Annotated in this window: 19 protein-coding genes, 4 tRNA genes and 1 riboswitch; of the genes, 5 read left to right on the top strand and 18 right to left on the bottom strand. The window is 57.8% G+C overall.

Annotated features, from left to right (window positions below; all coding sequences use genetic code 11):
• Positions 1-213 precede the first annotated feature (213 nt).
• On the bottom strand, positions 214-3,153 hold the full coding sequence (locus V5E99_RS28250) for a DEAD/DEAH box helicase (RefSeq protein ID WP_499805668.1): 2,940 nt from the start codon (positions 3,151-3,153) through the stop codon (positions 214-216).
• Positions 3,154-3,601: 448 nt separating this feature from the next.
• Positions 3,602-3,678: transfer RNA gene (locus V5E99_RS28245), tRNA-Arg, on the bottom strand.
• Positions 3,679-3,969: 291 nt separating this feature from the next.
• Here V5E99_RS28245 and V5E99_RS28240 point away from each other — a divergent pair.
• A complete protein-coding gene (locus V5E99_RS28240; RefSeq protein ID WP_499805667.1) occupies positions 3,970-4,203 on the top strand; it encodes a hypothetical protein in 234 nt (77 codons plus the stop codon).
• 20 nt (positions 4,204-4,223) lie between these two features.
• Entirely contained in the window at positions 4,224-4,403 is a 180-nt protein-coding gene (locus tag V5E99_RS28235; protein ID WP_499805665.1) for a PA3371 family protein, read from the top strand.
• Here V5E99_RS28235 and phnN read toward each other — a convergent pair.
• A complete protein-coding gene (phnN, locus tag V5E99_RS28230) occupies positions 4,378-4,950 on the bottom strand; it encodes a phosphonate metabolism protein/1,5-bisphosphokinase (PRPP-forming) PhnN (protein ID WP_499805664.1) in 573 nt (190 codons plus the stop codon). The two genes, V5E99_RS28235 and phnN, sit on opposite strands and share 26 nt — an antisense overlap.
• Positions 4,951-5,336: 386 nt before the next feature.
• Between phnN and V5E99_RS28225 the strand changes: the two genes are divergently transcribed.
• Positions 5,337-5,663 (top strand): Arc family DNA-binding protein, encoded by a 327-nt coding sequence (locus V5E99_RS28225; RefSeq protein WP_003178899.1) that lies wholly within the window; start codon positions 5,337-5,339, stop codon positions 5,661-5,663.
• Between the two features lie 101 nt (positions 5,664-5,764).
• Here V5E99_RS28225 and mgtE read toward each other — a convergent pair whose 3' ends face one another.
• Positions 5,765-7,207 (bottom strand): magnesium transporter, encoded by a 1,443-nt coding sequence (gene mgtE, locus V5E99_RS28220; protein ID WP_499805663.1) that lies wholly within the window; start codon positions 7,205-7,207, stop codon positions 5,765-5,767.
• Positions 7,208-7,527: 320 nt separating this feature from the next.
• On the opposite strand from mgtE, the gene V5E99_RS28215 reads away from it, so the two are divergent.
• Positions 7,528-8,046, top strand: a complete 519-nt coding sequence (locus V5E99_RS28215; protein ID WP_499805661.1) for a hypothetical protein — start codon at positions 7,528-7,530, stop codon at positions 8,044-8,046.
• Positions 8,047-8,065: 19 nt separating this feature from the next.
• On the opposite strand, the gene V5E99_RS28210 is transcribed toward V5E99_RS28215, so the two are convergent.
• From V5E99_RS28210 to ltaE, 7 genes are all read right to left on the bottom strand, one after another.
• A tRNA-Arg gene (locus V5E99_RS28210) sits at positions 8,066-8,142 on the bottom strand.
• Positions 8,143-8,214: 72 nt separating this feature from the next.
• A tRNA-Arg gene (locus V5E99_RS28205) sits at positions 8,215-8,291 on the bottom strand.
• Positions 8,292-8,398: 107 nt separating this feature from the next.
• Positions 8,399-8,489 (bottom strand) — tRNA-Ser (locus V5E99_RS28200).
• A 62-nt stretch (positions 8,490-8,551) separates the two neighbouring features.
• Positions 8,552-8,740, bottom strand: a complete 189-nt coding sequence (csrA, locus tag V5E99_RS28195) for a carbon storage regulator CsrA (RefSeq protein WP_003178872.1) — start codon at positions 8,738-8,740, stop codon at positions 8,552-8,554.
• A gap of 188 nt (positions 8,741-8,928) precedes the next feature.
• Positions 8,929-10,170: an aspartate kinase gene (locus V5E99_RS28190; protein ID WP_054044740.1), complete on the bottom strand. Its 1,242-nt coding sequence runs from the start codon at positions 10,168-10,170 to the stop codon at positions 8,929-8,931.
• A 90-nt stretch (positions 10,171-10,260) separates the two neighbouring features.
• Positions 10,261-12,879 carry an alanine--tRNA ligase gene (gene alaS, locus V5E99_RS28185; protein ID WP_499805659.1) on the bottom strand — a complete coding sequence of 873 codons (2,619 nt, stop codon included), beginning with the start codon at positions 12,877-12,879 and terminating at the stop codon, positions 10,261-10,263.
• 146 nt (positions 12,880-13,025) lie between these two features.
• The gene (ltaE, locus tag V5E99_RS28180; RefSeq protein WP_499805657.1) at positions 13,026-14,030 is read right to left on the bottom strand and encodes a low-specificity L-threonine aldolase; all 1,005 of its coding nucleotides are present in this window, start codon (positions 14,028-14,030) and stop codon (positions 13,026-13,028) included.
• A gap of 196 nt (positions 14,031-14,226) precedes the next feature.
• A riboswitch (FMN riboswitch) is annotated at positions 14,227-14,397 on the top strand.
• Between the two features lie 102 nt (positions 14,398-14,499).
• Between ltaE and V5E99_RS28175 the strand changes: the two genes are divergently transcribed.
• Complete coding sequence (locus V5E99_RS28175; protein ID WP_499805656.1) at positions 14,500-15,009, top strand: 6,7-dimethyl-8-ribityllumazine synthase; 510 nt, start codon at positions 14,500-14,502, stop codon at positions 15,007-15,009.
• 120 nt (positions 15,010-15,129) lie between these two features.
• Here the strand turns inward: V5E99_RS28175 and astE are convergent, their stop codons facing one another.
• From astE to V5E99_RS28140, 7 genes are all read right to left on the bottom strand, one after another.
• Positions 15,130-16,140: a succinylglutamate desuccinylase gene (gene astE, locus V5E99_RS28170; protein ID WP_499805655.1), complete on the bottom strand. Its 1,011-nt coding sequence runs from the start codon at positions 16,138-16,140 to the stop codon at positions 15,130-15,132.
• A 12-nt stretch (positions 16,141-16,152) separates the two neighbouring features.
• Positions 16,153-16,440 carry a hypothetical protein gene (locus tag V5E99_RS28165; RefSeq protein WP_010457234.1) on the bottom strand — a complete coding sequence of 96 codons (288 nt, stop codon included), beginning with the start codon at positions 16,438-16,440 and terminating at the stop codon, positions 16,153-16,155.
• A gap of 20 nt (positions 16,441-16,460) precedes the next feature.
• Positions 16,461-17,807, bottom strand: a complete 1,347-nt coding sequence (gene astB, locus V5E99_RS28160; RefSeq protein ID WP_499805654.1) for an N-succinylarginine dihydrolase — start codon at positions 17,805-17,807, stop codon at positions 16,461-16,463.
• Positions 17,808-17,973: 166 nt separating this feature from the next.
• Positions 17,974-19,440, bottom strand: coding sequence for a succinylglutamate-semialdehyde dehydrogenase (gene astD, locus V5E99_RS28155; RefSeq protein ID WP_499805653.1), 1,467 nt, complete (start codon positions 19,438-19,440; stop codon positions 17,974-17,976).
• Entirely contained in the window at positions 19,440-20,465 is a 1,026-nt protein-coding gene (astA, locus tag V5E99_RS28150; protein WP_499805652.1) for an arginine N-succinyltransferase, read from the bottom strand. Before astA ends, astD begins: the two co-directional genes overlap by 1 nt.
• A gap of 69 nt (positions 20,466-20,534) precedes the next feature.
• The gene (gene aruF, locus V5E99_RS28145; RefSeq protein ID WP_499805651.1) at positions 20,535-21,554 is read right to left on the bottom strand and encodes an arginine/ornithine succinyltransferase subunit alpha; all 1,020 of its coding nucleotides are present in this window, start codon (positions 21,552-21,554) and stop codon (positions 20,535-20,537) included.
• Between the two features lie 198 nt (positions 21,555-21,752).
• A complete protein-coding gene (locus V5E99_RS28140) occupies positions 21,753-22,973 on the bottom strand; it encodes an aspartate aminotransferase family protein (protein ID WP_499805650.1) in 1,221 nt (406 codons plus the stop codon).
• Positions 22,974-23,134: the final 161 nt, after the last annotated feature.

The raw sequence follows: 23,134 nt of genomic DNA, 5'->3' as shown, positions 1-23,134 counted from the left end.
CCCCAGGTTCTGGTATGCAGTAACTGTCCGCTTCTGGCCGTTTTCTGCCTATGGCGACCGGCTGAAAACGGCCAGAAGCGTTCATCGAGCACCTTGGAAATTTAGGACCCTTCAGGCTGCCTATGCTTGTGATGGCAAAAGCAAAGTCGGTATCGGAGGCGCGGATCACAGCACATCAGCGGAATCGGCTGCAATTCCGCTGGTGCAAGTCAATTAAGGGCTGACAATGACCTTGATGTCCGAGCCCGAGATACTCTTGATGTATGTGTAGCTCGTTCCCAAGACGGCCAACTGCTCCTTCGACACCTTCTTCGCTGATATCGCGGGTTGGACGATCACAAATTTGAAGATCAACTCATGGTCGTGGCATTTATTTCGCAGTATCTCCAGCTGCTGAGGCGTGCCTTTCAGGATTCTGTCGAAGTCCTTTAGCAGTGATTGCTGGTAACGATCCATCAGTCGGTTGAAGAACTTATCGCCTGTGTACAGCCATTTCACCGATCTCGACGCCTGACCGCATACCTCATAGACGTCGGCGACGCGCGCCCCGGGCGCGGCCACGCCATCCGTCATGGGGCAGAATTTGCAGTGGTAAAGGTCGACGTAGATGGCGTCCTTGTTTTCCCGAATTGCCACCAGATCAGCAATTTCGCCTTTGCCGTCATCGTTGAAGACGATGGAGTAGTCATCAGCGATCTTGTCAAAGGTGAAGCCTTGTACTGAGTCCTTACGTCGCTCTGCACGCATGGACTCCTGATGGATTTTCGTCGTTCCCCAATCCCAGGGTTCGAGCAAACCGGCAGGCAGTTTTACATCCATGCTGTTGAGCGAGTACTGACGGTAGTTGCCTTGCACCATGGAACCGTCGACCTTGAGCAATACTAGCGGCTCTGCATCTAGGTAGGAGTCCAGTGGCATTTCGTGGGGGTAAAGGATCTTCACACCTGGGCAGGAGGTCTTGTATCCGTCCTCCAACAACTTGATGGCGATGGTAGTGAGGCGACGCTCTTCGCCATCGTTACGCGCGACAAGGACGGGGATCTCCAGCGTCCGCGCGCCACTGTACTCAGGCTTACCAAGCTCGACGTCGAGAAGGTTGAAAGTCTCTCCCTGAAAATATAGCGAGATCCTTTGCTCGTTTTCGATCGCGATCGACACAGGCCAGTCGGCGTAGAACAGGCCTTCTGGCCATCTGTCCTTGATTTGGTCAACACGCATGACATTTTTGAGTACGTCAGCAGGGTCGATGGTGTTGTCGTTGAGTTTGAACGACATGCGCTTGCACCACTCGACCCAGTAGTTGATTGGAGAGGAGTTCATCTCCCAGATCTTGCCCTTGTGCGAGCAGCCCACGGTGGTTCGTTCTCCATTCTCAAAACCCGTGGCGAAGATGTTGGACTTTGTCGCATTGCCTTTCTCGATGTCGCTGATCACCTGGTTGATATCGCGCCCCACGTGCATCGTGAACCGCAGGTCTTTCCGGGCGCGGGACAGGCCAACGTTCTGCAGCTTCATCAGCTTGATGTCGTGGAGCGTACGGAAGGTCGGCTCACCATTGATGCGACGAGGGTCTTTGGCTACCAGGTTAAGAAAGCGAGTTGCCTGGGTGTCGTCACCCGAGGTGTGAATGAACAGGGTTTTCTGCGCTTTGTTATAGAAAGCGATGTACAGATTCCAGTTGGTATCGACGATTTCTTCGGTCTGAGCCCACCCAACCAGCGTCTCTCGCCGAGTCACGGCAATGACGGTATCGGCCTGATCATTGATCGAGATGTACTGCAGTGTTTCTCTGCGTCCATCCAGACCCTGCGCACGCTGTGGTGTCCAGTCTTTGGGGGAGACGTGATACGCCACGGCGCTGATTTTGGGGTTCGGGTTCAGCCCAAAAATCACTTGGGCATCGTCACCGTCAGCAAACTGCTCGTTGAAGTCCGCCTTCTCAATTTCCCGGCCTACCTTTTGCTCGCTCACGTTGCGAATGACTGCACCCCAGTCAGCACTCTCCTTGTAGAGGTCTGCCATCTGGTGGTCGGTTTTCTGGTTAGCGATGTTCGCCACGAACTTGGCATCACCAAGGGCGGCATCAACCCGCGTCAGCCGGCCAATGAACTGGAGCGTCACCGCAGGGCTTTGGTGTTGGTCATGAATTGCAGCGATTTTGAGCTCAGGCAGATCGAAGCCTTCCCCAAGCATGTCGACGCAGACGATGATCCGGTGCTTCTTCTTGACGATCTCCTCCATCACCCTGGCTTGGTTCGGCACCTTGCTGTGAATCAGGACTGGCGTGAGGTCGGCGTGCTGCTTGTAAATCTCAAACAGGTCTGTCGCCCGCTTGTGCGATTTGGCCCGCACCATCATTAAATGGTTGTACCCAGCCTTGAGGTCAGCCCGGAGCAGCTCAACAGCCTTGTCTGCGATGGCCTGGTCGGACAGCTTGAGGTTGTATTCTCGTACCGGATGGAACTCGATGCCTTTGAAATAGCCATCAAGCTGCGCATCCCGGAGCGGGTAGTTGTAGATAATCTTGCCGGCCAGAGCCAGACCATCCTCCCGGAATGGCGTCGCTGTGAACTGAATACACGGTTTGCCCATGAAGGCGGTTTTGATTCGGTTCCAACTCACTGCCACGACATGGTGAGCCTCGTCGATCATCAGGTGGCTGCACATGTTCACCAGCGCCCCCAAGACGGCGTCTTCGAATAGCAGCAGGGCCTGGGGAGTGGCCACAATGATGTTGGCAGTAGCTAATTCTGCAACCTGCGCCTCAGACAGCTTCGAATCGATGGCTGCAACAATGGGGTTACGCGCCGTGTCCGATACCGCCCCCACGGTGCGGAGCGTCTTCATCTCCGTGCACTTGCCCACCAACTGCGTCCTGAGGGCGTCCGAGGGAACCAGGATCAAGGTTCTGGCCATCCTCGCAGCGATGATCAGCGCGAGCATGGTGTCGGTCTTCCCTGTACCGGTCGGCATGACCACTGTGGCGGTCGAAGAGGGATCAACCACCAGGTGCCCCAGAGTGGCATAAAGCGCCGCCAGTTGCGGTTTGCGCAGCCCAGGTGCGTTCGTCTTGGGATCGTCGAGACTGAAATTGAAGAGATGGTTTTGCCAGCTCTGGTACACATCCAAATGCGTTATGACTACATCGTCCATGGCGATTACCTAGAGGCAGAAAAGACTTCTGGGGGAGAGGGTGGCGATATGGTAGCACGCCCCCTATTGCTTCCATGACCTTAACCACTTAGACATAAGGACAAAACCAGTCGAGCCCCGCGCAGGATTGCCGAACTGTCGTGCCCGCTTTTGGCCGATTTCAGCCTGTCGCCACCATAGGCAACATTCATCATTTTTACGAAGCGCGCGGGCCGAATCCGACGCAGGGGATCAGTTGAAATGCACAATGGCTTTTCAATTGGGATTCAATTACACAGGTAGAGAGAACGGCCAAGGCATCAATTTCGAAAATCGGCCAGAAGAATCCGATTCCCTTGAAAAGTTGACTCAATACCGAACGCTCAGAGAAGTGGGGACCAAAGTGGGGACTTGAGAGAAAACTCAATCGAGGAGCTATCGGAAAATCTAGCTAATAACCTGATTATAATGGTGTCCCAGGGCAGGTTCGAACTGCCAACCTTCCCCTTAGGAGGGGGATGCTCTATCCAATTGAGCTACTGAGACACAAAGTCGCCCGCGAGGACCGCGGAACGATAGACGGCGAGCATGTTAACGGGCACACCTGCTTTTGTCATGTCGTCCTTGGGCTTTTTAAGTGTAGGCAAGCGCCTCACAGCCCTGCAGCATTGTTTACCGTGCAAATTGCATCACCCCAGAGCGCCATCATTGCAAATTGCAATGCGACCCCTCTCTAAAACCACATTAAATCCTTGTTTTTAAAGGATTTAATAGCCGTTAGACTCTTGGCATACGGACTGCTTTAGCTATTCTCCAAGAACAATAGAGGATGCCCCCATGACCCGCGCCCTTTTACTCTCGAATGCGATCGCCTTGGCCGTACTGCTTGGCTTTCAATTTATCCCAGAGGGCGACGTTGCCGTGGTTGCACAGCGCATGCCTCACTACCTTCAACTGCAAAGAGCACCTCAATTGGCAGTCATGGGTCATGAGCCCAGCTTTGTAAATCAGGAAGTGAGCCAGGAAAGCTCACTTCTGCAGCCTCAGCACTCCCAACGTTTGGTATTTTGATTTCCCACCAGGAGCACCACATGTCCAAGTCGGCCGCCGGATTTTTCATTCTGGCCTTGTTGAGCGGCATTCTTCATTTGTTATTGGCTCAGCCCGCGACAACCACCCTGCCTTTGATAGCTTGCGGCGTGTTCTGCGGATTGTTCGTGCTGGCACTCATCGCAGGGCGCCGAATCAAATTTGATCCGGTTTTACGTTGAGGCTTAGCCAGCTCAGGAGATTGGCGACCGTGATGGCCAGGTCGCCGGAGTTATCGAGTCGATAGATCTGCTTATTGCCGATCGCCCCCTCTGACGCGAATTGTCCGTTACGCCCAAGCCTGGATTCGATTTGCACAAGGCTTTCACGCCCTCGCCGCAGCAACCGCTCGCGTAGCACTTCATCCTTGACGGTCAGTAGCAACGGCAGCAACGCCGGATAACGCTGCCGCGCTTCGTCCAGGTGCCCCCGAGATCCATTGACCAATACATGCCAACCATCGCGCAACCATTGGTCGATTTCGGCGGGAATTCCGTAGTCCAGTCCATTGGCATGCCAGTACAACGCAAAATCACCATTACTGCGGCGCTGCTCAAATTCCGCGCGGGAAACGCCTACCGCCTCCTCCCCCACAGATTCGGCAGACCGAGTGATAACACGGCGCACGACCTTACAACCCAGCGCCTGCAGCGGCTCTCGAGTGGCGTCGATTAGCGTGTCCTTCCCTGAACCCGAAGGCCCCATCAGATAAATCAACTTGCCATCCATCCTGAAATCGCCCCGCACTACAGGTTAGGCTCTAGTAAATCGGCCATTTGCCACTATCCTATAAAGGGTAAGGAACAATGATGTAATCCGCACAGCATGCACCTTCGGACGTCTTTGGACATCACCCGCAGGGCAAGAGGACGCGGCCAGAGATACGGACCAAGGCAACTTTTCAAACCAGTCCGCATTTTTGTCAATTGCTACTGGCATAACGCCTTTATCCAGTTCAATATTTGTCACAGAATTGACGCCAACGATCTGGCTTCTTTGAGGCATGATGCGAGGCTCTATCAATTCAGGTTGAACATTTGGCCAGAGCGCTTGTCCTATCAGACATCCTGCGGCCAATCCCGAGAACCGCTCCCCTGAACTAACCGGTTAAATATATGCGCCCATTGAAACAGGCAATTTATTCCAGCCGTACGGCTGACAAGTTCGTCGTACGTCTGCCAGACGGAATGCGTGAACGCATTGCCGAGGTGGCTCGCAATCATCATCGCAGCATGAACTCCGAGATCATTGCGCGCCTTGAGCAGAGTCTTATTCAGGAAGGTGCACTGGGCGAAGAACTGAGCATGCGCCTGGACAGCCCGGAGCTTTCGTTGCACGAACGCGAACTGCTGCAACGCTTCCGCCAACTTTCACACCGCCAGCAAAACGCTCTTGTTTCGCTGATTGCCCATGACGCTGAAATGGCCGCAGACGCGTCCTGATACATCCTAAAAAACTCAAGCCAGCATAATCGCTGGCTTTTTTTTGCCTGGAATTCGGGTAAAAAAAAGCCCGCCAATTCGGCGGGCTTTGAAGGAACTGTTTAGAGCAGAAATATTGTCGCCAACCCCAGGAAGATGAAGAACCCGCCACTATCAGTCATGGCCGTGATCATCACACTGGCACCCATTGCCGGATCACGCCCCAGGCGCGCCAGGGTCATGGGTATCAATACACCCATCAGCGCCGCCAACAACAGGTTGAGTGTCATCGCTGCAGTCATCACCACTCCGAGAGACCAACTGCCATACAGCAGATAGGCAACCACACCGATCACCCCTCCCCAAACCAAGCCGTTGATCAAACCGACCGCAAGCTCTTTACGCATCAAGCGCGAGGTATTGCCGGTGCTGACTTGGTCCAGCGCCATAGCCCGAACGATCATGGTGATCGTCTGATTGCCCGAGTTACCACCAATTCCCGCCACGATCGGCATTAACGCCGCGAGCGCTACCAGCTTCTCGATCGAGCCTTCGAACAGACCAATCACACGGGATGCAATAAACGCTGTGATCAAGTTCACCGCCAGCCAGGCCCAACGGTTACGCAGGGATTTCCAGACTGACGCGAAAATATCCTCCTCTTCCCGCAGACCTGCCATGTTGAGAACTTCGTTTTCGCTCTCTTCACGAATCAGGTCGACCATCTCATCGATCGTCAGACGGCCGATCAGCTTGCCGTTTTTGTCGACGACAGGCGCCGAGATCAAATCGTAGCGCTCAAACGCCTGAGCCGCATCATAGGCGTCTTCGTCCGGGTGAAAACTCACCGGATCGCTGGCCATGACTTCAGCAACCTGTTTATCAGGATCGTTGACCAACAACCGCTTGATCGGCAACACGCCTTTCAGCACACCGTCGTAATCGACCACAAACAGTTTATCGGTGTGGCCCGGCAACTCCTTGAGACGACGCAGGTATCGCAGAACCACTTCGAGACTGACATCCTCACGGATGGTCACCATCTCGAAGTCCATCAGCGCCCCGACTTGCTCTTCGTCATAGGACAATGCCGAGCGAACGCGCTCACGCTGCTGGCCATCGAGGGTTTCCATCAGCTCATGAACGACGTCTCGCGGCAGCTCGGAAGCCAGGTCAGCGAGTTCGTCGGCGTCCATGTCCTTGGCCGCTGCCAGGAGCTCATGATCGTCCATGTCGGCGATCAGGGTTTCACGGACCGAGTCGGATACTTCAAGCAGGATGTCGCCGTCACGATCAGCCTTGACCAGCTGCCAGAGCGTCAGACGATCGCCCAGCGGAAGCGCTTCAAGGATGTAGGCAACGTCGGCGGAGTGCAGATCATCAAGCTTGCGTTGCAGCTCGACGAGATTTTGCCGGTGAACCAGGTTCTCGACCCGGTCGTGATTCGGACCTTCCTGGCGATGAGTCAGGTCTTCGACCACCCGCTGGCGCTGCAGCAGCTCAACGACTTGAGCGAGGCGATCTTGCAAGCTTTCTTGCGTTTTCTTTACTTCAACATCGGACATAGGCGAACTCCACTCCCAGCAGCGGGGCACGCCGGAAGGATCAATCAGTCAATTCATGATTGGAAAAACGGGGTACTGAGTAACTACTGGGTAAGTCCATGGAGGTTTTCCACAAGCCCCGGCGGGGCTGACGGGCGCAATGATACACCGCCTGACGGTTTAAAACGTTAAAAAATCGTGGATGAAACAAGCGCTTGCAAGACAAACCTGTGCGCTCTTCTTATCCATGAAACTGCGACGACTTATCCTGAAAAGAAAACACACCACTGCCGAAAAATGTAGCGACTACCCTTCTGATGAAACGTCATGGAGGACGCCGAATGCCATCGAACACCCACCTTTTATTGCTGACCACTCTGCTCGGCCTGCCATCCGAAGCACTTGCGGCAACCATCCACCGATGCGAAGCAGCCAACGGGCGCATCACCTTCACGACGCTGAGCTGCAAGGCCGAAGAGCATCTTTCACTTCAAGAGGTGCGCCCCTTCATGCCAGGCAATGTCGTAGCCGTCATGCCAGAAGCCAGCGCTCGCGAAACATCAGGCACGAATACAAAAAGGAGGGAACCGACGGTTGTCGGCCAATTCGAGGACAAGTGCGGAAATCTGATAAACGCCAGGCAACGTCGAGAGGCAATCATCAATCAGCGTGTCGTTACCGGTATGACACAACAGGACGTCGAAAGTGCACTCGGCAAGCCGGACAAGATCAGTATTCGAAATTCAGCCATGAGCTACCGCTATGACCTCAAGCGGGGTCGCAGCGCTCACGTCGAGTTTGATGAGAAAGGATGCGTCAAAGGAAAAGCCAAATCCCAGACAGCAAAAAGCCCGCGTTAGACGCAGGCTTTTTGGTGTTTGGTGCACTCGACAGGATTCGAACCTGTGACCGCTCGGTTCGTAGCCGAGTACTCTATCCAGCTGAGCTACGAGTGCATTTTGTGTTTTTTAACCAGACCACAACTGGCTGAAGCAAAGTTGCTCGCATTACTGCAAACAACTCTTAAATGGTGCACTCGACAGGATTCGAACCTGTGACCGCTCGGTTCGTAGCCGAGTACTCTATCCAGCTGAGCTACGAGTGCATTTGTTGCCGCGCATTATAGGCCGTCTAATCTCTATGTCAAACACTTTTTCTAGTAATTTCAACAACTTACCGAAGAAGCCAGATTACAACGTACTACGCAAATAATGGCGGAGAACGGGGGATTCGAACCCCCGACACCCTTTTGAGGTGTACTCCCTTAGCAGGGGAGCGCCTTCGGCCACTCGGCCAGCTCTCCGCAACACGGGGCGTATCTTAACCAACCTTTTCCCCGTTTGCAAACATAAAAAACGATAAAAATTAATGGCTTGGTTCGTCGTCCTTCTCTTTCTTTATACGCAGGTAAATTTCCTCACGATGCACAGCCACCTCTTTCGGGGCGTTGACGCCAATGCGCACTTGATTTCCTTTGACGCCGAGCACCGTCACGGTGATTTCGCCGTCACCAATAATCAGGCTTTCAGCGCACCGACGAGTCAGAATCAGCATACCTTTCTCCTCACGCATTACAGTTCAGGGACAACAGTCTGCAAAAAAAAGGCACTCGACCTACAACCGATACGATCGCAGCCCTACATGCCTGAGTATTGACCAGCGCGAGCAAAAGAACAGTTCCAGGGTCGCGCTATTCAAAAAAGACGAAGGGCGCGGTCAGACCGCGCCCTTCGAGAACCGCATCACTCACCCTGACGGGCAGGCGCATCCAGTTCGAAAGCCGTGTGCAGAGCGCGCACAGCCAGTTCCAGGTACTTCTCTTCGATTACAACGGAGACTTTGATTTCCGAAGTCGAGATCATCTGGATGTTGATGCTTTCCTTGGCCAGGGATTCGAACATGCGGCTGGCCACGCCTGCGTGGGAACGCATGCCGACGCCGACGATCGAGACCTTGGCGATCTTGATATCACCCACGACCTCACGGGCACCGATCTCGCGAGCGGTGTTTTCCAGCACGGTTTGCGCAGCCTGGAAGTCGTTGCGGTGCACGGTGAAGGTGAAGTCGGTAGTGTTATCGTGCGCAACGTTCTGCACGATCATGTCGACTTCGATGTTCGCGCCGCTGATAGGCCCAAGAATCTTGAACGCAACACCCGGGGTGTCTGGCACGCCACGGATGGTCAGCTTGGCTTCATCGCGATTGAAAGCGATGCCGGAAATGATCGGCTGTTCCATGGTTTCCTCTTCATCAATAGTAATGAGGGTGCCCGGACCCTCCTTGAAGCTGTGCAGTACGCGCAGCGGAACGTTGTACTTGCCGGCGAATTCCACCGCACGGATCTGCAACACCTTGGAACCGAGGCTGGCCATTTCCAGCATCTCTTCGAAGGTAATCTTGTCCAGGCGCTGAGCCACGGACACCACGCGAGGGTCGGTGGTGTAGACGCCGTCCACATCGGTGTAGATCTGGCATTCGTCAGCCTTCAAGGCTGCTGCCAGCGCCACGCCGGTGGTGTCCGAACCGCCACGACCGAGAGTGGTGATGTTGCCGTGCTCGTCGACGCCCTGGAAACCGGCGACAACCACCACGCGACCGGCCTTCAGATCACCACGAATCTTTTGGTCATCAATCTGCAAGATACGCGCTTTGTTGTGCGCGCTGTCCGTCAGAATCCGTACCTGGTTGCCGGTGTAGGACACCGCTGGCACGCCGCGCTTGATCAGCGCCATGGCCAACAGGGCAATCGTCACCTGCTCACCGGTGGAAACAATCACATCCAGCTCACGCGGAACCGGCTGACCGTCGCCACTGATTTGCTTGGCCAGATCGATCAGACGGTTGGTCTCGCCGCTCATTGCAGACAGCACAACCACCAGGTCATCGCCGGCATCACGGAATTTCTTAACCTTGTCGGCGACCTGCTCGATTCTCTCGACAGTGCCGACCGAGGTGCCTCCAAATTTCTGTACGATCAAAGCCATTTCAAAGCCGCCTCTGCCCATGAAGGGCGCCCAATAATCACTCAAACAGTTGCCGAACCCGCCACTAGACCACGGGCTCGGCAAACCGCCTTATAAACCCTGCTCTACAAATGGAACGGTCAGGGCCAGCGCCGCGTCCAGTGCGCTGGCGTCTACACCACCGCCCTGCGCCATGTCCGGACGACCACCACCCTTCCCGCCCACTGCCGCAGCGGCTTGCTTCATCAAATCACCGGCTTTGAGTTGGCCAGTCAGGTCTTTGGTTACGCCTGCAACCAGAACGACCTTTTCCTCATGGACACTGCCGAGCAGGATCACTGCGCGGCCGAGTTTGTTTTTCAGTTGATCGACCAGCGCCAGCAGCGCCTTGCCGTCCTGGCCGTCCAGACGCACGGCCAACACTTTCACGCCTTTGACATCCAGCGCGGAAGCCGACAGATCGTCGCCCGCCGCACTGGCAGCCTTGGCTTGCAACTGCTCGAGTTGCTTCTCCAGCAGACGGTTGCGCTCCAGCACAGCCGACAGCTTGTCGATCAGGTTGTCGCGGCTGCCCTTGACCAGGTTGGCCGCTTCCTTGAGTTGTTCTTCGGCAGCGTTCAAGTATGCCAATGCCGCAGCACCGGTGACCGCTTCGATACGACGCACGCCAGAGGCCACACCGCCTTCGCTGATGATTTTCAGCAGGCCGATGTCGCCGGTACGGTTGGCGTGGATGCCACCGCACAGCTCGACGGAGAAATTGCCGCCCATACTCAGCACGCGCACGTTGTCGCCATACTTCTCGCCAAACAGCGCCATGGCGCCTTTCTTCTTGGCGGTTTCGATATCGGTTTCTTCGGTTTCAACCGCAGAGTTCTTGCGAATCTCGGTGTTGACGATGTCTTCCAGCGCCTTCAACTGCTCAGGCTTGATGGCTTCGAAGTGGCTGAAGTCAAAGCGCAGGCGCTGACTGTCGACCAACGAGCCTTTCTGCTGAACGTGTTCGCCCAGCACCTGACGCAATGCGGCGTGCAGCAAGTGCGTCGCCGAGTGGTTCAGCGAGGTGGCATGACGGACGTCGGCATCGACGTGAGTCTCAACCGGCGCGCCGATGGTCAGGCTGCCGGACGCCAACACACCGTGGTGCAGGAACGCGCCGCCGGTCTTGGTGGTGTCGCGCACGTCGAAACGGCTGCTGCCGGCTTGCAGATAACCACAGTCGCCGATCTGGCCGCCGGATTCAGCGTAGAAAGGGGTCTGATCGAGAACGACCACGCCCTCTTCGCCTTCACTCAAGACGTCGACCGACTGGCCTTCTTTATAAATAGCGACAATTTTGGCCGAACCGCTGGTGGCTTTGTAACCGGTGAACTCGGTCGCCACGTCAACCTTGACCAACGTGTTGTAGTCCAGACCGAACGAGCTGGCCGAACGCGCACGAACACGCTGGGCTTCCATTTCGCGTTCGAAGCCGACTTCGTCAACCGTGAGGTTACGTTCGCGAGCGATGTCGGCGGTCAGGTCCATCGGGAAACCGTAGGTGTCATACAACTTGAACACCACGTCGCCCGGCACCACGGTGCCTTTGAGCTCCAGCAGATCCTGCTCGAGAATCTTCAGGCCGTGCTCCAGGGTCTTGGAGAACTGCTCTTCTTCGGCCTTGAGTACGCGTTCGATATTGCCCTGTTGCTGCTTGAGTTCCGGGAACGCTTCGCCCATCTCGGCAACGAGTGCCGCGACGATCTTGTAGAAGAAGCTGCCAGTGGCGCCCAGCTTGTTACCGTGACGGCACGCACGACGAATGATCCGGCGCAGTACATAGCCGCGACCTTCGTTGGACGGCAGCACACCATCGGCAATCAGGAAGCCGCAAGAACGAATGTGATCGGAAACGACCTTGAGAGAAGACTGATCGCCATTTTCACAGCCGATCGCTTCGGCCGATGCGCTCAGCAGATTCTTGAACAGGTCGATTTCATAGTTGGAATTGACGTGCTGCATCACCGCACTGATCCGCTCCAGGCCCATGCCGGTATCCACCGACGGCGCTGGCAACGGATGCAACACGCCATCGGCGGTGCGGTTGAACTGCATGAACACGTTGTTCCAGATCTCGATGTAACGGTCGCCGTCTTCCTCCGGCGAGCCCGGAGGGCCGCCCCAGATGTGGTCGCCGTGATCGTAGAAAATCTCGGTGCACGGACCGCACGGGCCGGTATCGCCCATGGTCCAGAAGTTATCGGACGCGTACGGCGCGCCTTTGTTGTCGCCGATGCGGATCATGCGCTCGGCAGGCACGCCGATCTGCTGGGTCCAGATGTCATAGGCCTCGTCGTCCGAGGCATAGACGGTTACCCAGAGTTTTTCCTTGGGCAGTTTCAGGACGCCGGTCAGGAAGGTCCAGGCGAAGGTGATCGCGTCGTGCTTGAAATAGTCACCGAAGCTGAAGTTACCCAGCATTTCGAAGAATGTGTGGTGACGAGCGGTATAACCGACGTTTTCCAGGTCACTGTTCTTGCCACCGGCACGCACGCACTTCTGGCTGCTGGTCGCACGGGTGTAGGCACGTTTTTCCTGGCCCAGGAAGCAGTCCTTGAACTGGTTCATCCCCGCGTTAGTGAACAGCAGGGTTGGGTCGTTGCCCGGAATCAAAGAGCTGGAGGCTACACGGGTGTGGCCTTGCTCTTCGAAGAAGCGAAGGAAGGCTTCACGGATTTCTGCGCTTTTCATTAGGTTCTTCCACGGAGGCTGCGGCCAAAGGCCTGTGCGAAACGTCAACAGACGAAGCGACGGCAAAGGGCCGCATTATATCGGCGTTAGTGACTAGGTACAGTGTGTTTGTACGTTACAAGCGGTCAAATGGACGGCTAACACTGTCAGTTGCGATAAAAGTCGGCAAATGTCGCGATGACGTGCTCGATTTGCGCGCCGCTGACGTCCATGTGCGTGACCATTCGCAGACGGCCGGCAGCGCTCAGCTTGATGCCACGCTCAGCCCCGAACGCCTTGATCGCCTCGGCCTTGTCACCCATTTGCACATAAACCATGTTGGTCTGCACCGGCTCGACCTCATAACCGATGTTGCGCAGGCCCTCGGCAAGCGATTGCGCGTTGGCGTGGTCGTCGGCCAGGCGCTGAACGTTGTGATCCAGCGCATACAAGCCCGCCGCCGCCAAAATCCCGGCCTGGCGCATGCCACCGCCGACCATTTTACGCAGGCGGCGCGCCTTGGCGATCAACTCGACCGTGCCACACAACACCGAACCGACCGGCGCGCCCAGCCCCTTGGACAGGCAGACCGAGACCGAATCGAAGTGCTGAGTGATTTCCCGGGCATCGACGCCCAGCTTCACAGCCGCGTTATACAACCGGGCGCCGTCCAGGTGCAGGGCCAGACCGTGTTCGCGAGTGAAGCTGCGCGCCCGCGCCAGATACTCCAGGGGCAGGACCTTGCCTTGCATGGTGTTTTCCAGGGCCAGCAAGCGGGTGCGGGCGAAATGGAAGTCATCCGGCTTGATGGCTGCAGCAACCTGGGCCAAGTCCAGCGAACCATCGGCTTGCACTTCCAGCGGTTGCGGCTGGATCGAGCCGAGCACCGCCGCACCGCCGCCTTCGTACTTATAGGTGTGAGCCTGCTGGCCGACGATGTATTCATCACCGCGCTCGCAGTGCGCCATCAAACCCAGCAAGTTACTCATGGTGCCCGTCGGGACAAACAGCGCTGCCGCGAAACCCAGCCGTTTTGCCAATTCGGCTTCCAGACGATTGACCGTCGGATCTTCGCCATACACATCGTCACCAGTGGCCGCAGAGGCCATGACGTCGAGCATCCCTTGGGACGGTTGGGTGACGGTGTCGCTGCGAAGATCGATAACGCTCATAAATCTGGCCTCGGTAATCAGGGGAATTCACTTTCCAAGGCGAATTACTGCGGTCATGCCGACGAATAATCAACCCTTGGGCGAGGAAAAGGCGCTTTGTGCCTTCGAAAAAGCCGATATCAATCATCAGAAAGCAGCAATGCATAAGCGAGAAATATGTGTTAAAAACGCTTCGCCGCCAAACATTCTGGCGGCAAAACGTTCTCAGGGCGGGGTGCAACTCCCCACCGGCGGTAATTGCGCGCAATGCGCATAGCCCGCGAGCGCTTGGTGACAGCACGGCTTCGGCGGTGACTGGCGGCAAGGTCAGCAGACCCGGTGTGATCCCGGGGCCGACGGTCATAGTCCGGATGAAGAGAGAACGGGATTGGCGCCGAAGGGCCGTTTGCGAGCAGTTATGCGAGCGTGCGTACCCTTAAATCCCATTCGATTCATAAGCCCTGTTTTTCACACAAACAGGAACCAGAACATGCAACCCACCGCAATCGACAGCAAAAGCAAAAACCATCACGGCGAGCGCATCGCGTTCATCCAGGCCTGCTGGCACAAGGAAATCGTCGACCAGAGCCGTAAGGGCTTCCTCGCCGAAATCATTGCCCAGGGCTATCAGGAATCGGACATCGACTTCTTCGAACTCGGCGGCGCCTTTGAAATCCCGTTGCACGCCAAGCTGCTGGCCAAAACCGGTCGTTACGCCGGTATCGTTGCCGCAGGCCTGGTGGTAGACGGCGGAATCTACCGTCACGAATTCGTCGCCCAATCGGTGATCAGCGGCCTGATGCAGGTTCAGCTGGAAACCGAAGTGCCGGTGTTCTCGGTGGTTTTGACCCCGCACCACTTCCATGCCGGCGAAGAACATCAGAAGTTCTTCTTCGAGCATTTCGTGCATAAAGGCCAGGAAGCGGCGAAGACGTGTGCGGATACGCTGCACAAGACCCGTGCGTTGCGTCGCAGCGAGCCGCGTGCTGTAGCGGTCTAAACAACACCGCCCCCGTAGGAGCGAGGCTTGCCCGCGAAAGCCATTTCATGATCAACAGTGATGTTGAATGTTAAATCGCTATCGCGGGCAAGCCTCGCTCCTACGGGAAAGCAGTGTCTGTCAGGCGAGATTTTCTTCGGTGGTCGGCACAATCAGGATGCCGGCGCGCAGGCCGTTCTTCACCTTGGGGTTCGGGAAGATGATCCGGGCGCCCTTCTCTTCGATGATCCAGCGGGTCTGGGCGATGTCTTCGGCCAGCACGTAACCCACTTCCAATTCCGAAAAATTCTCGATGTCCACTGGCAGGTTCAAGCGGAAGCTGTCGCTGTGCTTGATGATTTCCCGCGCCACGCTAAAGAGCTGCAAACCGTCCAGCGAGGCGTCGTCCAGGGCTGGCTCGTTGCCTTCGATGATCTGTTTGAGACGGGTTTCCAGCAGATCGACATTGACCCCGGCGTTCTGCCCGAACGGCCGCGCCTTACCCAATTCGAGGGTAAAGGACTCGGCACCGAGCTTGTCGTAGGTGTAGGAACTGAACACGATGGACGGTTTGTTCTGCAACAGCACCGCTTCCATGCCAGCGGCGCGCAGACGAGCCAGCTCCACGCGCGAATGCTGGCGACCTTCCTTCCAGGGGTACAACGCAAACTGCTCGATTTTCGAGCCGCGAATAGCGGTGTGCAGGTCGTAGTGCAGACGGTCGCGGTCCGGCAGGCTGAAGAAACTCGCCGCCAGTCGCTCCAGCTCACAGGCACGCAGGGCTTCGGAGCCGCTGCTTTGCTCGTGACGGCCATTGAACAGCCGATTGACGTCCTGCTCGATGAAACGCTCGCCGCGACGGATCGCCTCGGGGTTGCCGAACAGGAACAGAATACGTGCGCGCGGTTTAAGATCGCCGCGAGCGATGTAGTGCAACAGGCGATCGAGCAACTCGATCGGCGCTGTTTCGTTGCCATGGATGCCTGCCGACAGCAGCAGGTCCAGGCCATTGTCGCGAGCCTCAGGTGGCCGGACTTCCAGCGCACCTTCGCTCAACCAGCGCATCCGCACGCCTTCGACAGTCAGTTGAGTCTTCTCCGCCGGTTCGCGGCCAGCGAGGGTCAGTTCAAGCAGTTTGCCGAGGGCGAGCATAGAGCGATTTCCTTAGTGGTCGTGTGCGCAATCCGGGCCGTGCACGTGGTCTTCGTCACCGACTTCGGCCGGTTCCATTTCCAGTTGCAGACTTACCAGATTAGTCGCCAATGGACGCAGCAGCAGATTTGCGTATTCGGCATCGCCTTCTTCGACGTCCACGCCGATCAGCAATTGGCCACGGCCGTCTTGCTGAATCCACAGCTCTTTGCCTTGCCACAGGACCGCGACACGGGTGCAGGAGGTTTCCAGTTGCGTGCCGTCGGTGTCTTCAAGGATCAGCTGCAGGGTATCGCTCATGTTTTTTACGCTCTCGACGTTCAATTGATCTGGAATGGATAAACCGCGCCCAGTTTAAGGATTTGCGTCAGTTCATCCAGTGCCGTCCGGCACTCAAGCAGCAATTGCGGGTCCGCCAGATCGTTTTCGGTCATGCGGTCGCGGTAGTGCTTGTCGACCCATTCGGTCAATGTGCCGTACAACGGTGCCGTCATGATAACCCCTGGATTGACCGCCGCCAGTTCGGTTTCGTTGAGCGCCACGCGCAGTCGCAGGCAAGCCGGGCCACCGCCGTTCTGCATGCTCTGCTTCAAATCGAAGACTTTCACTTCGCGGATCAGCCCGCCGGAGCTGGTCAAACCTTGCAGGTACTGCCAGACGCGCTCGTTGCCACGACATTCTTCCGGCACGATCAACAGCATCGAGCCGTCAGGACGCGACAGCAACTGGCTATTGAACAGGTAGGAACGAACGGCGTCTTCCACGGTTACTGCGGAACGCGGTACGCAGACAGACTGAAATTTCCCACCGACTTTGGCGAGTTTTCCAGCCAGTTCGGCCAGCATCTGCTCGGTGTCGAGGAACGCGTCCTCGTGATAGAACAACACCTCGCCATTGCCGACGGCGATCACGTCGTTGTGGAACACGCCCTGATCGATCACCGAAGGGTTCTGCTGGGCGAACACCACGCCGTCATCGCTCAAGCCGTGCAAGCGCGCCACCGCCTGGGAGGCTTCGAGGGTCTGGCGCGCCGGGTATTTCTGCGGTGCCGGATAACGGGTATCGAACGCGCTGCGACCGAACACGAAGAACTCGACGCCAGCCTCACCGTATTCACGGCAAAAACGGGTGTGGTTGGCCGCGCCTTCGTCGCCGAACTGCGCCACGGCCGGCAATGCGGCGTGGTGGGCGAAGTGCTTCTGGTCAGCGAACATCGCCCCCAGCACGCGGCTGGTGGTCGGGTGTTCGATGCTGCGGTGATATTTGCAGTTCAGGTTGGCGGCGGTGAAATGCACGCGGCCATCGGCGGTATCGGCGCTCGGGCTGACGGTGGCGGCGTTGGCGACCCACATGCTCGATGCCGAGCAACTGGCGACCAGCAGCGGCATCGCATCTTTGGCGGCCTGCTCGATCACCTGGGCATCGGTGCCGCTGAAACCCAAGCGGCGCAAAGCAGCGACGTCCGGACGTTCTTGCGGGGCCAACACGCCTTGTTGAAAGCCCATTTCCATCAGCGCTTTCATTTTCGCCAGGCCTTGCAGCGCCGCTTCCTTCGGGTTCGAAGATTGCTGGCTGTTGCTCTGGGACGCGACGTTGCCGTAGGACAGGCCGCCGTAGTTATGGGTCGGCCCCACTAGACCGTCAAAATTGACTTCATAGGATTTCATCGGCGAGGCTCCACGAGAATCTGTTTTTATAGGCATCGGGTAACAATTCAATAAGACCGAGGCGTGGCCTTCGCGGGCAAGCCTCGCTCCTACGGGATTTAGGGTATGTGTCAATCATGCGCACGACACAAAACCCGTAGGAGCGAGGCTTGCCCGCGAATGGCCGTTACGCCATCCGTACGCCAGGCGTCAGGGTCGCCGGCATCACCAGGCTCGGGGTTTCCAGCGAAGCCACCGGGTACGCGCAGTAATCTGCCGCGTAGTAGGCGCTGGCGCGATGGTTGCCCGAGGCGCCGACGCCGCCGAATGGCGCGCTGCTCGCAGCGCCGGTCAGCTGTTTGTTCCAGTTGACGATCCCGGCGCGGCTTTCCAGCCAGAACTGCTGATAACGCGCTTCGGAATCCGACAGCAAACCGGCCGCCAGGCCATAGTCGGTGTCGTTGGCTTCAGCGATCGCCGCTTCAAAATCAGCGTAGCGGATCACTTGCAGCAATGGACCGAACAGCTCTTCGTCAGGGCGATCAGCCACGGCGCTCACGTCCAGAATGCCGGGGGTCAGCAACGCGGCCTGGGCCTGAGGCTGGGTCATTTCCAGCAACGCCACGGCGCCGTTGGCCAGCAGATGTTCCTGGGCGTCCATCAGCGCTTTTGCGGCGCCAAGGGAAATCACCGAGCCCATGAACGGCGCCGGGGTCTGATCAAACGCACCGACTTCAATCGTCGAGCTGACCGCTACCAAACGCGCCAGCAAGGTGTCACCCCAGGCGCCTTGCGGCACCAGCAAGCGACGGGCACAGGTGCAACGCTGGCCGGCGGAAATGAACGCGGACTGAATGATGGTGTAGACGGCGGCATCCAGATCAGCGACCTCGTCAACCACCAGCGGGTTGTTACCGCCCATTTCCAGCGCCAGGATCTTGTCCGGGCGACCGGCGAATTGTTGATGCAGGTGATTGCCGGTGCGGCTCGACCCAGTGAAAAACAGACCGTCGATGCCCGGGTTCGCCGCCAGGGCGATACCGGTTTCGCGGGCGCCTTGCAGCAAGTTCAGCACGCCAGCCGGCAGGCCGGCTTCGATCCAGCACTTGACCGTCAGTTCAGCGACTTTCGGCGTCAGTTCGCTAGGCTTGAACAGCACGCTGTTACCGGCCAGCAGCGCCGGCACGATGTGCCCGTTCGGCAAGTGGCCCGGGAAGTTGTAAGGACCGAACACCGCCACCACACCGTGTGGCTTGTGACGCAATACAGCGGTGGCGTCGCCCAACGGGCCGCTCTTCTCACCGGTACGTTCGCGGTAGCTCTGCACCGAGATGGCAATCTTGTTGACCATGCTGGTGACTTCGGTTGCCGATTCCCACAAGGGTTTGCCGGTTTCTTCACCGATGCAGCGGGCCAGTTCGTCAGCGTGATTTTTCAGGGCGGCGGCAAAGGCCTCCAGCACGGCGATGCGCTCGTCCAGAGTCCGGCGAGCCCAGCCCGGGAACGCCTGACGCGCGGCTTGCACGGCCGACTCAACCTGAGCGGCGGTGGCGCCTTCGCCGGTCCACAACACTTGCTGGGTCACCGGGTTCAGCGATTGGAACGCTTCACCCTGGCCAGCCAGCCATTCACCTGCGATGTATAGCGAATTCATTATTTCGACTCCCGGGCAGCGGACAACGGAACGGCGCGCACTTGATCGCCGGCGTTGAGTTGAAGACGTTTGGCGGTCAGCGGATCAACCACCAAAGTACCGGCGGCGAAGCGTGCTGGCGCGGCAGTGATGCGGCAGTCTTCGCGCTTGCGGTTGTGAATCAGGAACGGTGTGGCGTCATCACCCGGAGTGCCAATGGCCAGCACCAGCGCCTGACTGTCGCGTACCGCGCGGATCTTGCCGGTTTCGCATTCCACCGCCGGGCCGGCGTCGAAGATGTCGACGTAACCCTGGTAACTGAAACCTTCGCTTTTGAGCATGGCCAGGGCCGGCTCGGTGTCCGGGTGCACCTGGCCGATCACGTTGCGCGCATCCGGCGACAGGAAGCAGGTGTACAGCGGGAATTTCGGCATCAGTTCGGCGATGAACGCCTTATTGCCCACGCCGGTCAGGTAATCCGCCTGGCTGAATTCCATCTTGAAGAAATGCCGACCCAGGCTTTCCCAGAACGGCGAACGCCCGGCGTCGTCGGACACACCGCGCATTTCGGCAATGATCTTGTTACCGAACAACTGCGGGAATTCAGCGATGAACAACATCCGCGCCTTGGCCAACATGCGGCCATTGAGGCCCGTACGGTAATCAGCGTGGAGGAACAGCGAACACAGCTCGGAATTGCCGGTCAGGTCGTTGGCCAGGAACAGCGTCGGGATTTCGCGGTAGATGTTCAGTTCTTGCGAGGCGCTGACGGTCAGGCCGACCCGGAAGTTGTACCAAGGCTCACGCAGGCCAACGGCGCCGGCAATGGCGGAAATCCCCACCACCCGGCCGTTGTCGTCTTCGAGCACGAACAGGTAGTCCGCATCGCCCCGCCCGGCTTCGCCGCGAAAGGTCTTCTCGGCCCAGCCGACCCGGTGGGCCAGACGTTCTTCGTTGGCCGGCAAGGTGGTCAGGCCAGTGCCAGTGCTGCGGGCCAGGTCGATCAGAGCGGGTAAATCGCTGCTGCGTACGGGACGAACGATCATGCTATCTCCTCAAACGGGTCGCTGCTGCCACCCGCGAAACACATCTGCTTTCTAGACACCCATTGGGCGTTAAACCGCGACCAGGCGCACGCTGGCACCTTCACCGACGCCCAAGGCTTCGGCCGCTTCCAGATCCAGGGTCACGGGTTTGCCCGGCGCGTAATCGAGCTCGAGCAATACGGCGCGGTAATCCTGCAACTGGGCGTTGGCCACCAGGTATTGACGACCGGCGCCTTTGACCGGCTCACCGATTTTCACCGGGACCACACGGCTCTGGGCAATCGAACGAATCCCCGAGACGCGGGCGTGCAGGGTCGGGCCGCCATCGAAAATGTCGATGTAATGATCGGTCTCGAAGCCTTCGCGCATCAGGATGTCGAAGGTGATCTGCGCCCGTGGATGCACCTGGCCCATCGCTTCTTGCGCGGAGTCCGGCAGCAGCGGCACGTAGATCGGATAGTGCGGCATCAGTTCGGCCAGGAAGGTCCGGCTCTTCAAGCCACACAGACGCTCGGCAGCGGCGTAGTTGAGGTCGAAGAAGTTGCGGCCGATGGCGTCCCAGAACGGCGAATCGCCGTTTTCGTCGCTGTAACCGACGATCTCGGTCACGACCGAATCGGCAAAGCGCTCCGGATGGCTGGCCACGAACAGCAGGCGACCACGGGAATTGAGCTCCGACCATGGCGAACCCACCAGCTCTGGCAGCACGTAGAAACTGGTCAGCAAGCTGTTGCCGGTCAGGTCGTGGCACTGGGAAAGCACGTGAATCTTGTTATGAATCTTCAGCTCACGGGAGGCGTGCACGAAGGTTTCATTGCGGAAGCTGTAGAACGGCTCGGAGTAACCGGCCGAAGCCACGATCGCCGAGCAGCCCACCAGTTTTCCGGTGGTCGTGTCTTCGAGGACGAAGAAATAACTCTCTTCACCGTTGAAGCTTACTTCAGCGGAAAACGAGGCTTCGCTTGCAGCGATCTTGTCGCTCAGGCGTTCAACGTCATCCGGCAAGGAAGTGACACCAATCGGACTGTCCGCAGCCAGACGCTGTACCTCGCCCAGATCAGCCATTTGCGCGGGGCGCATCACCAGCATGGTGTCACTCCTTTCTCGTAACTCTTTTTGGGGGAAATAAGCCGAACCCTTGTAGGAGCGAAGCTTGCTCGCGAAGGTGTGTCAGTCGACATCACTGTGGCTGACACACCTTCGCGAGCAAGCTTCGCTCCTGCAGAAGAGCGGGTCCGGCATAAAAATTTGGATCGACGCCCGAATCATCAGGCGTCGAAGGGTCTATCAGGCTTGAGTCAGTTTCGCCGCAGCGCGTTCGAAACGGTCCAGGCCGGCATCGATATCGGCGTCTTCAACCACCAGGCTCGGCGCGAAACGAATCACGTCCGGGCCGGCTTGCAGGATCATCAGGCCTTCGCGCTCGGCGGCGTTGAAGATGTCCTTGGCCTTGCCTTTCCAGGCATCGCTAAGCACGCAGCCGAGCAACAGGCCCAGGCCACGCACCTGAGTGAACAAACCGTATTTTTCGCCGATCTGTTCCAGGCGTGCCTTGAACTTGTCGTGCTTGGCGTTGACGCCGCTCAGCACTTCAGGGGTGTTGATCACGTCGATCACGGCTTCCGCGACAGCGCACGCCAGCGGGTTGCCGCCGTAAGTGGTGCCGTGGGTGCCGACGACCAGGTGCTTGGCCAGTTCTTCACTGGTCAGCATCGCAGCGATCGGGAAACCGCCGCCCAGGCTCTTGGCGCTGGTCAGGATGTCCGGCGTCACGCCGTAATGCTGGTAGGCGAACAGCTTGCCGCTGCGGCCCATACCGGTTTGCACTTCGTCGAACACCAGCAGCGCGTTGTGCTCGGTGCACAGCTCGCGGGCGCCTTGCAGGTAAGCCAGCTCAGCCGGCAGCACGCCGCCCTCGCCCTGGATCGGTTCCAGCACCACGGCGCAGGTCTTGTCGGAAATGGCGGCTTTAAGCGCAGCCAGATCGTTGAAAGGTACGTGGGTGATGCCGGTGATTTTAGGACCGAAACCGTCGGAGTACTTCGACTGGCCACCGACGTTCACGGTGAACAGGGTACGGCCGTGGAAGCTGTTCAGCGCGGCGATGATTTCGTACTTCTCGCTGCCGAAACGGTCGAACGCGACGCGACGGGCCAGCTTGAAAGCGGCCTCGTTGGCTTCGGCGCCGGAGTTGCAGAAGAACACGCGCTCGGCAAACGTCGCATCGATCAGCTTATGGGCCAGGCGCAACGCCGGCTCATTGGTGAACACGTTGGACACGTGCCACAGCTTGTTCGCCTGTTCGGTCAAGGCACCGACCAGCGCCGGGTGCGCATGGCCCAATACGTTAACGGCAATCCCGCCGGCGAAGTCGATCAGCTCGCGGCCAGACTGGTCCCAAACGCGGGAACCGGCACCACGCACAGGGATGAATGCGGCAGGCGCGTAGTTGGGAACCATTACCTGGTCGAAATCGGCGCGTTGTACCGCAGCGTGCTCAACGGACATCGGAGTCTCCTGATGAGGAACACCCGCCTGAAACTGGCGAGCGATGAGGGGATTGTAAGGACAGTTTTGTGCCCGGCCTTGTCGCCAAGCGACAACTTCTTATAGCGCAAACCCCGGTTTCAGCCGGGTTTACGGCAATGCGACATATACCGTCGCAAAGG

The sequence above is a fragment of the Janthinobacterium sp. LPB2021202312-11-4 genome, assembly GCF_037049705.1.
GTDB lineage: Bacteria > Pseudomonadota > Gammaproteobacteria > Pseudomonadales > Pseudomonadaceae > Aquipseudomonas.
Note: the sequence above shows the minus strand (reverse complement) of the source record. Positions and strands in the feature narration are given on the sequence as shown.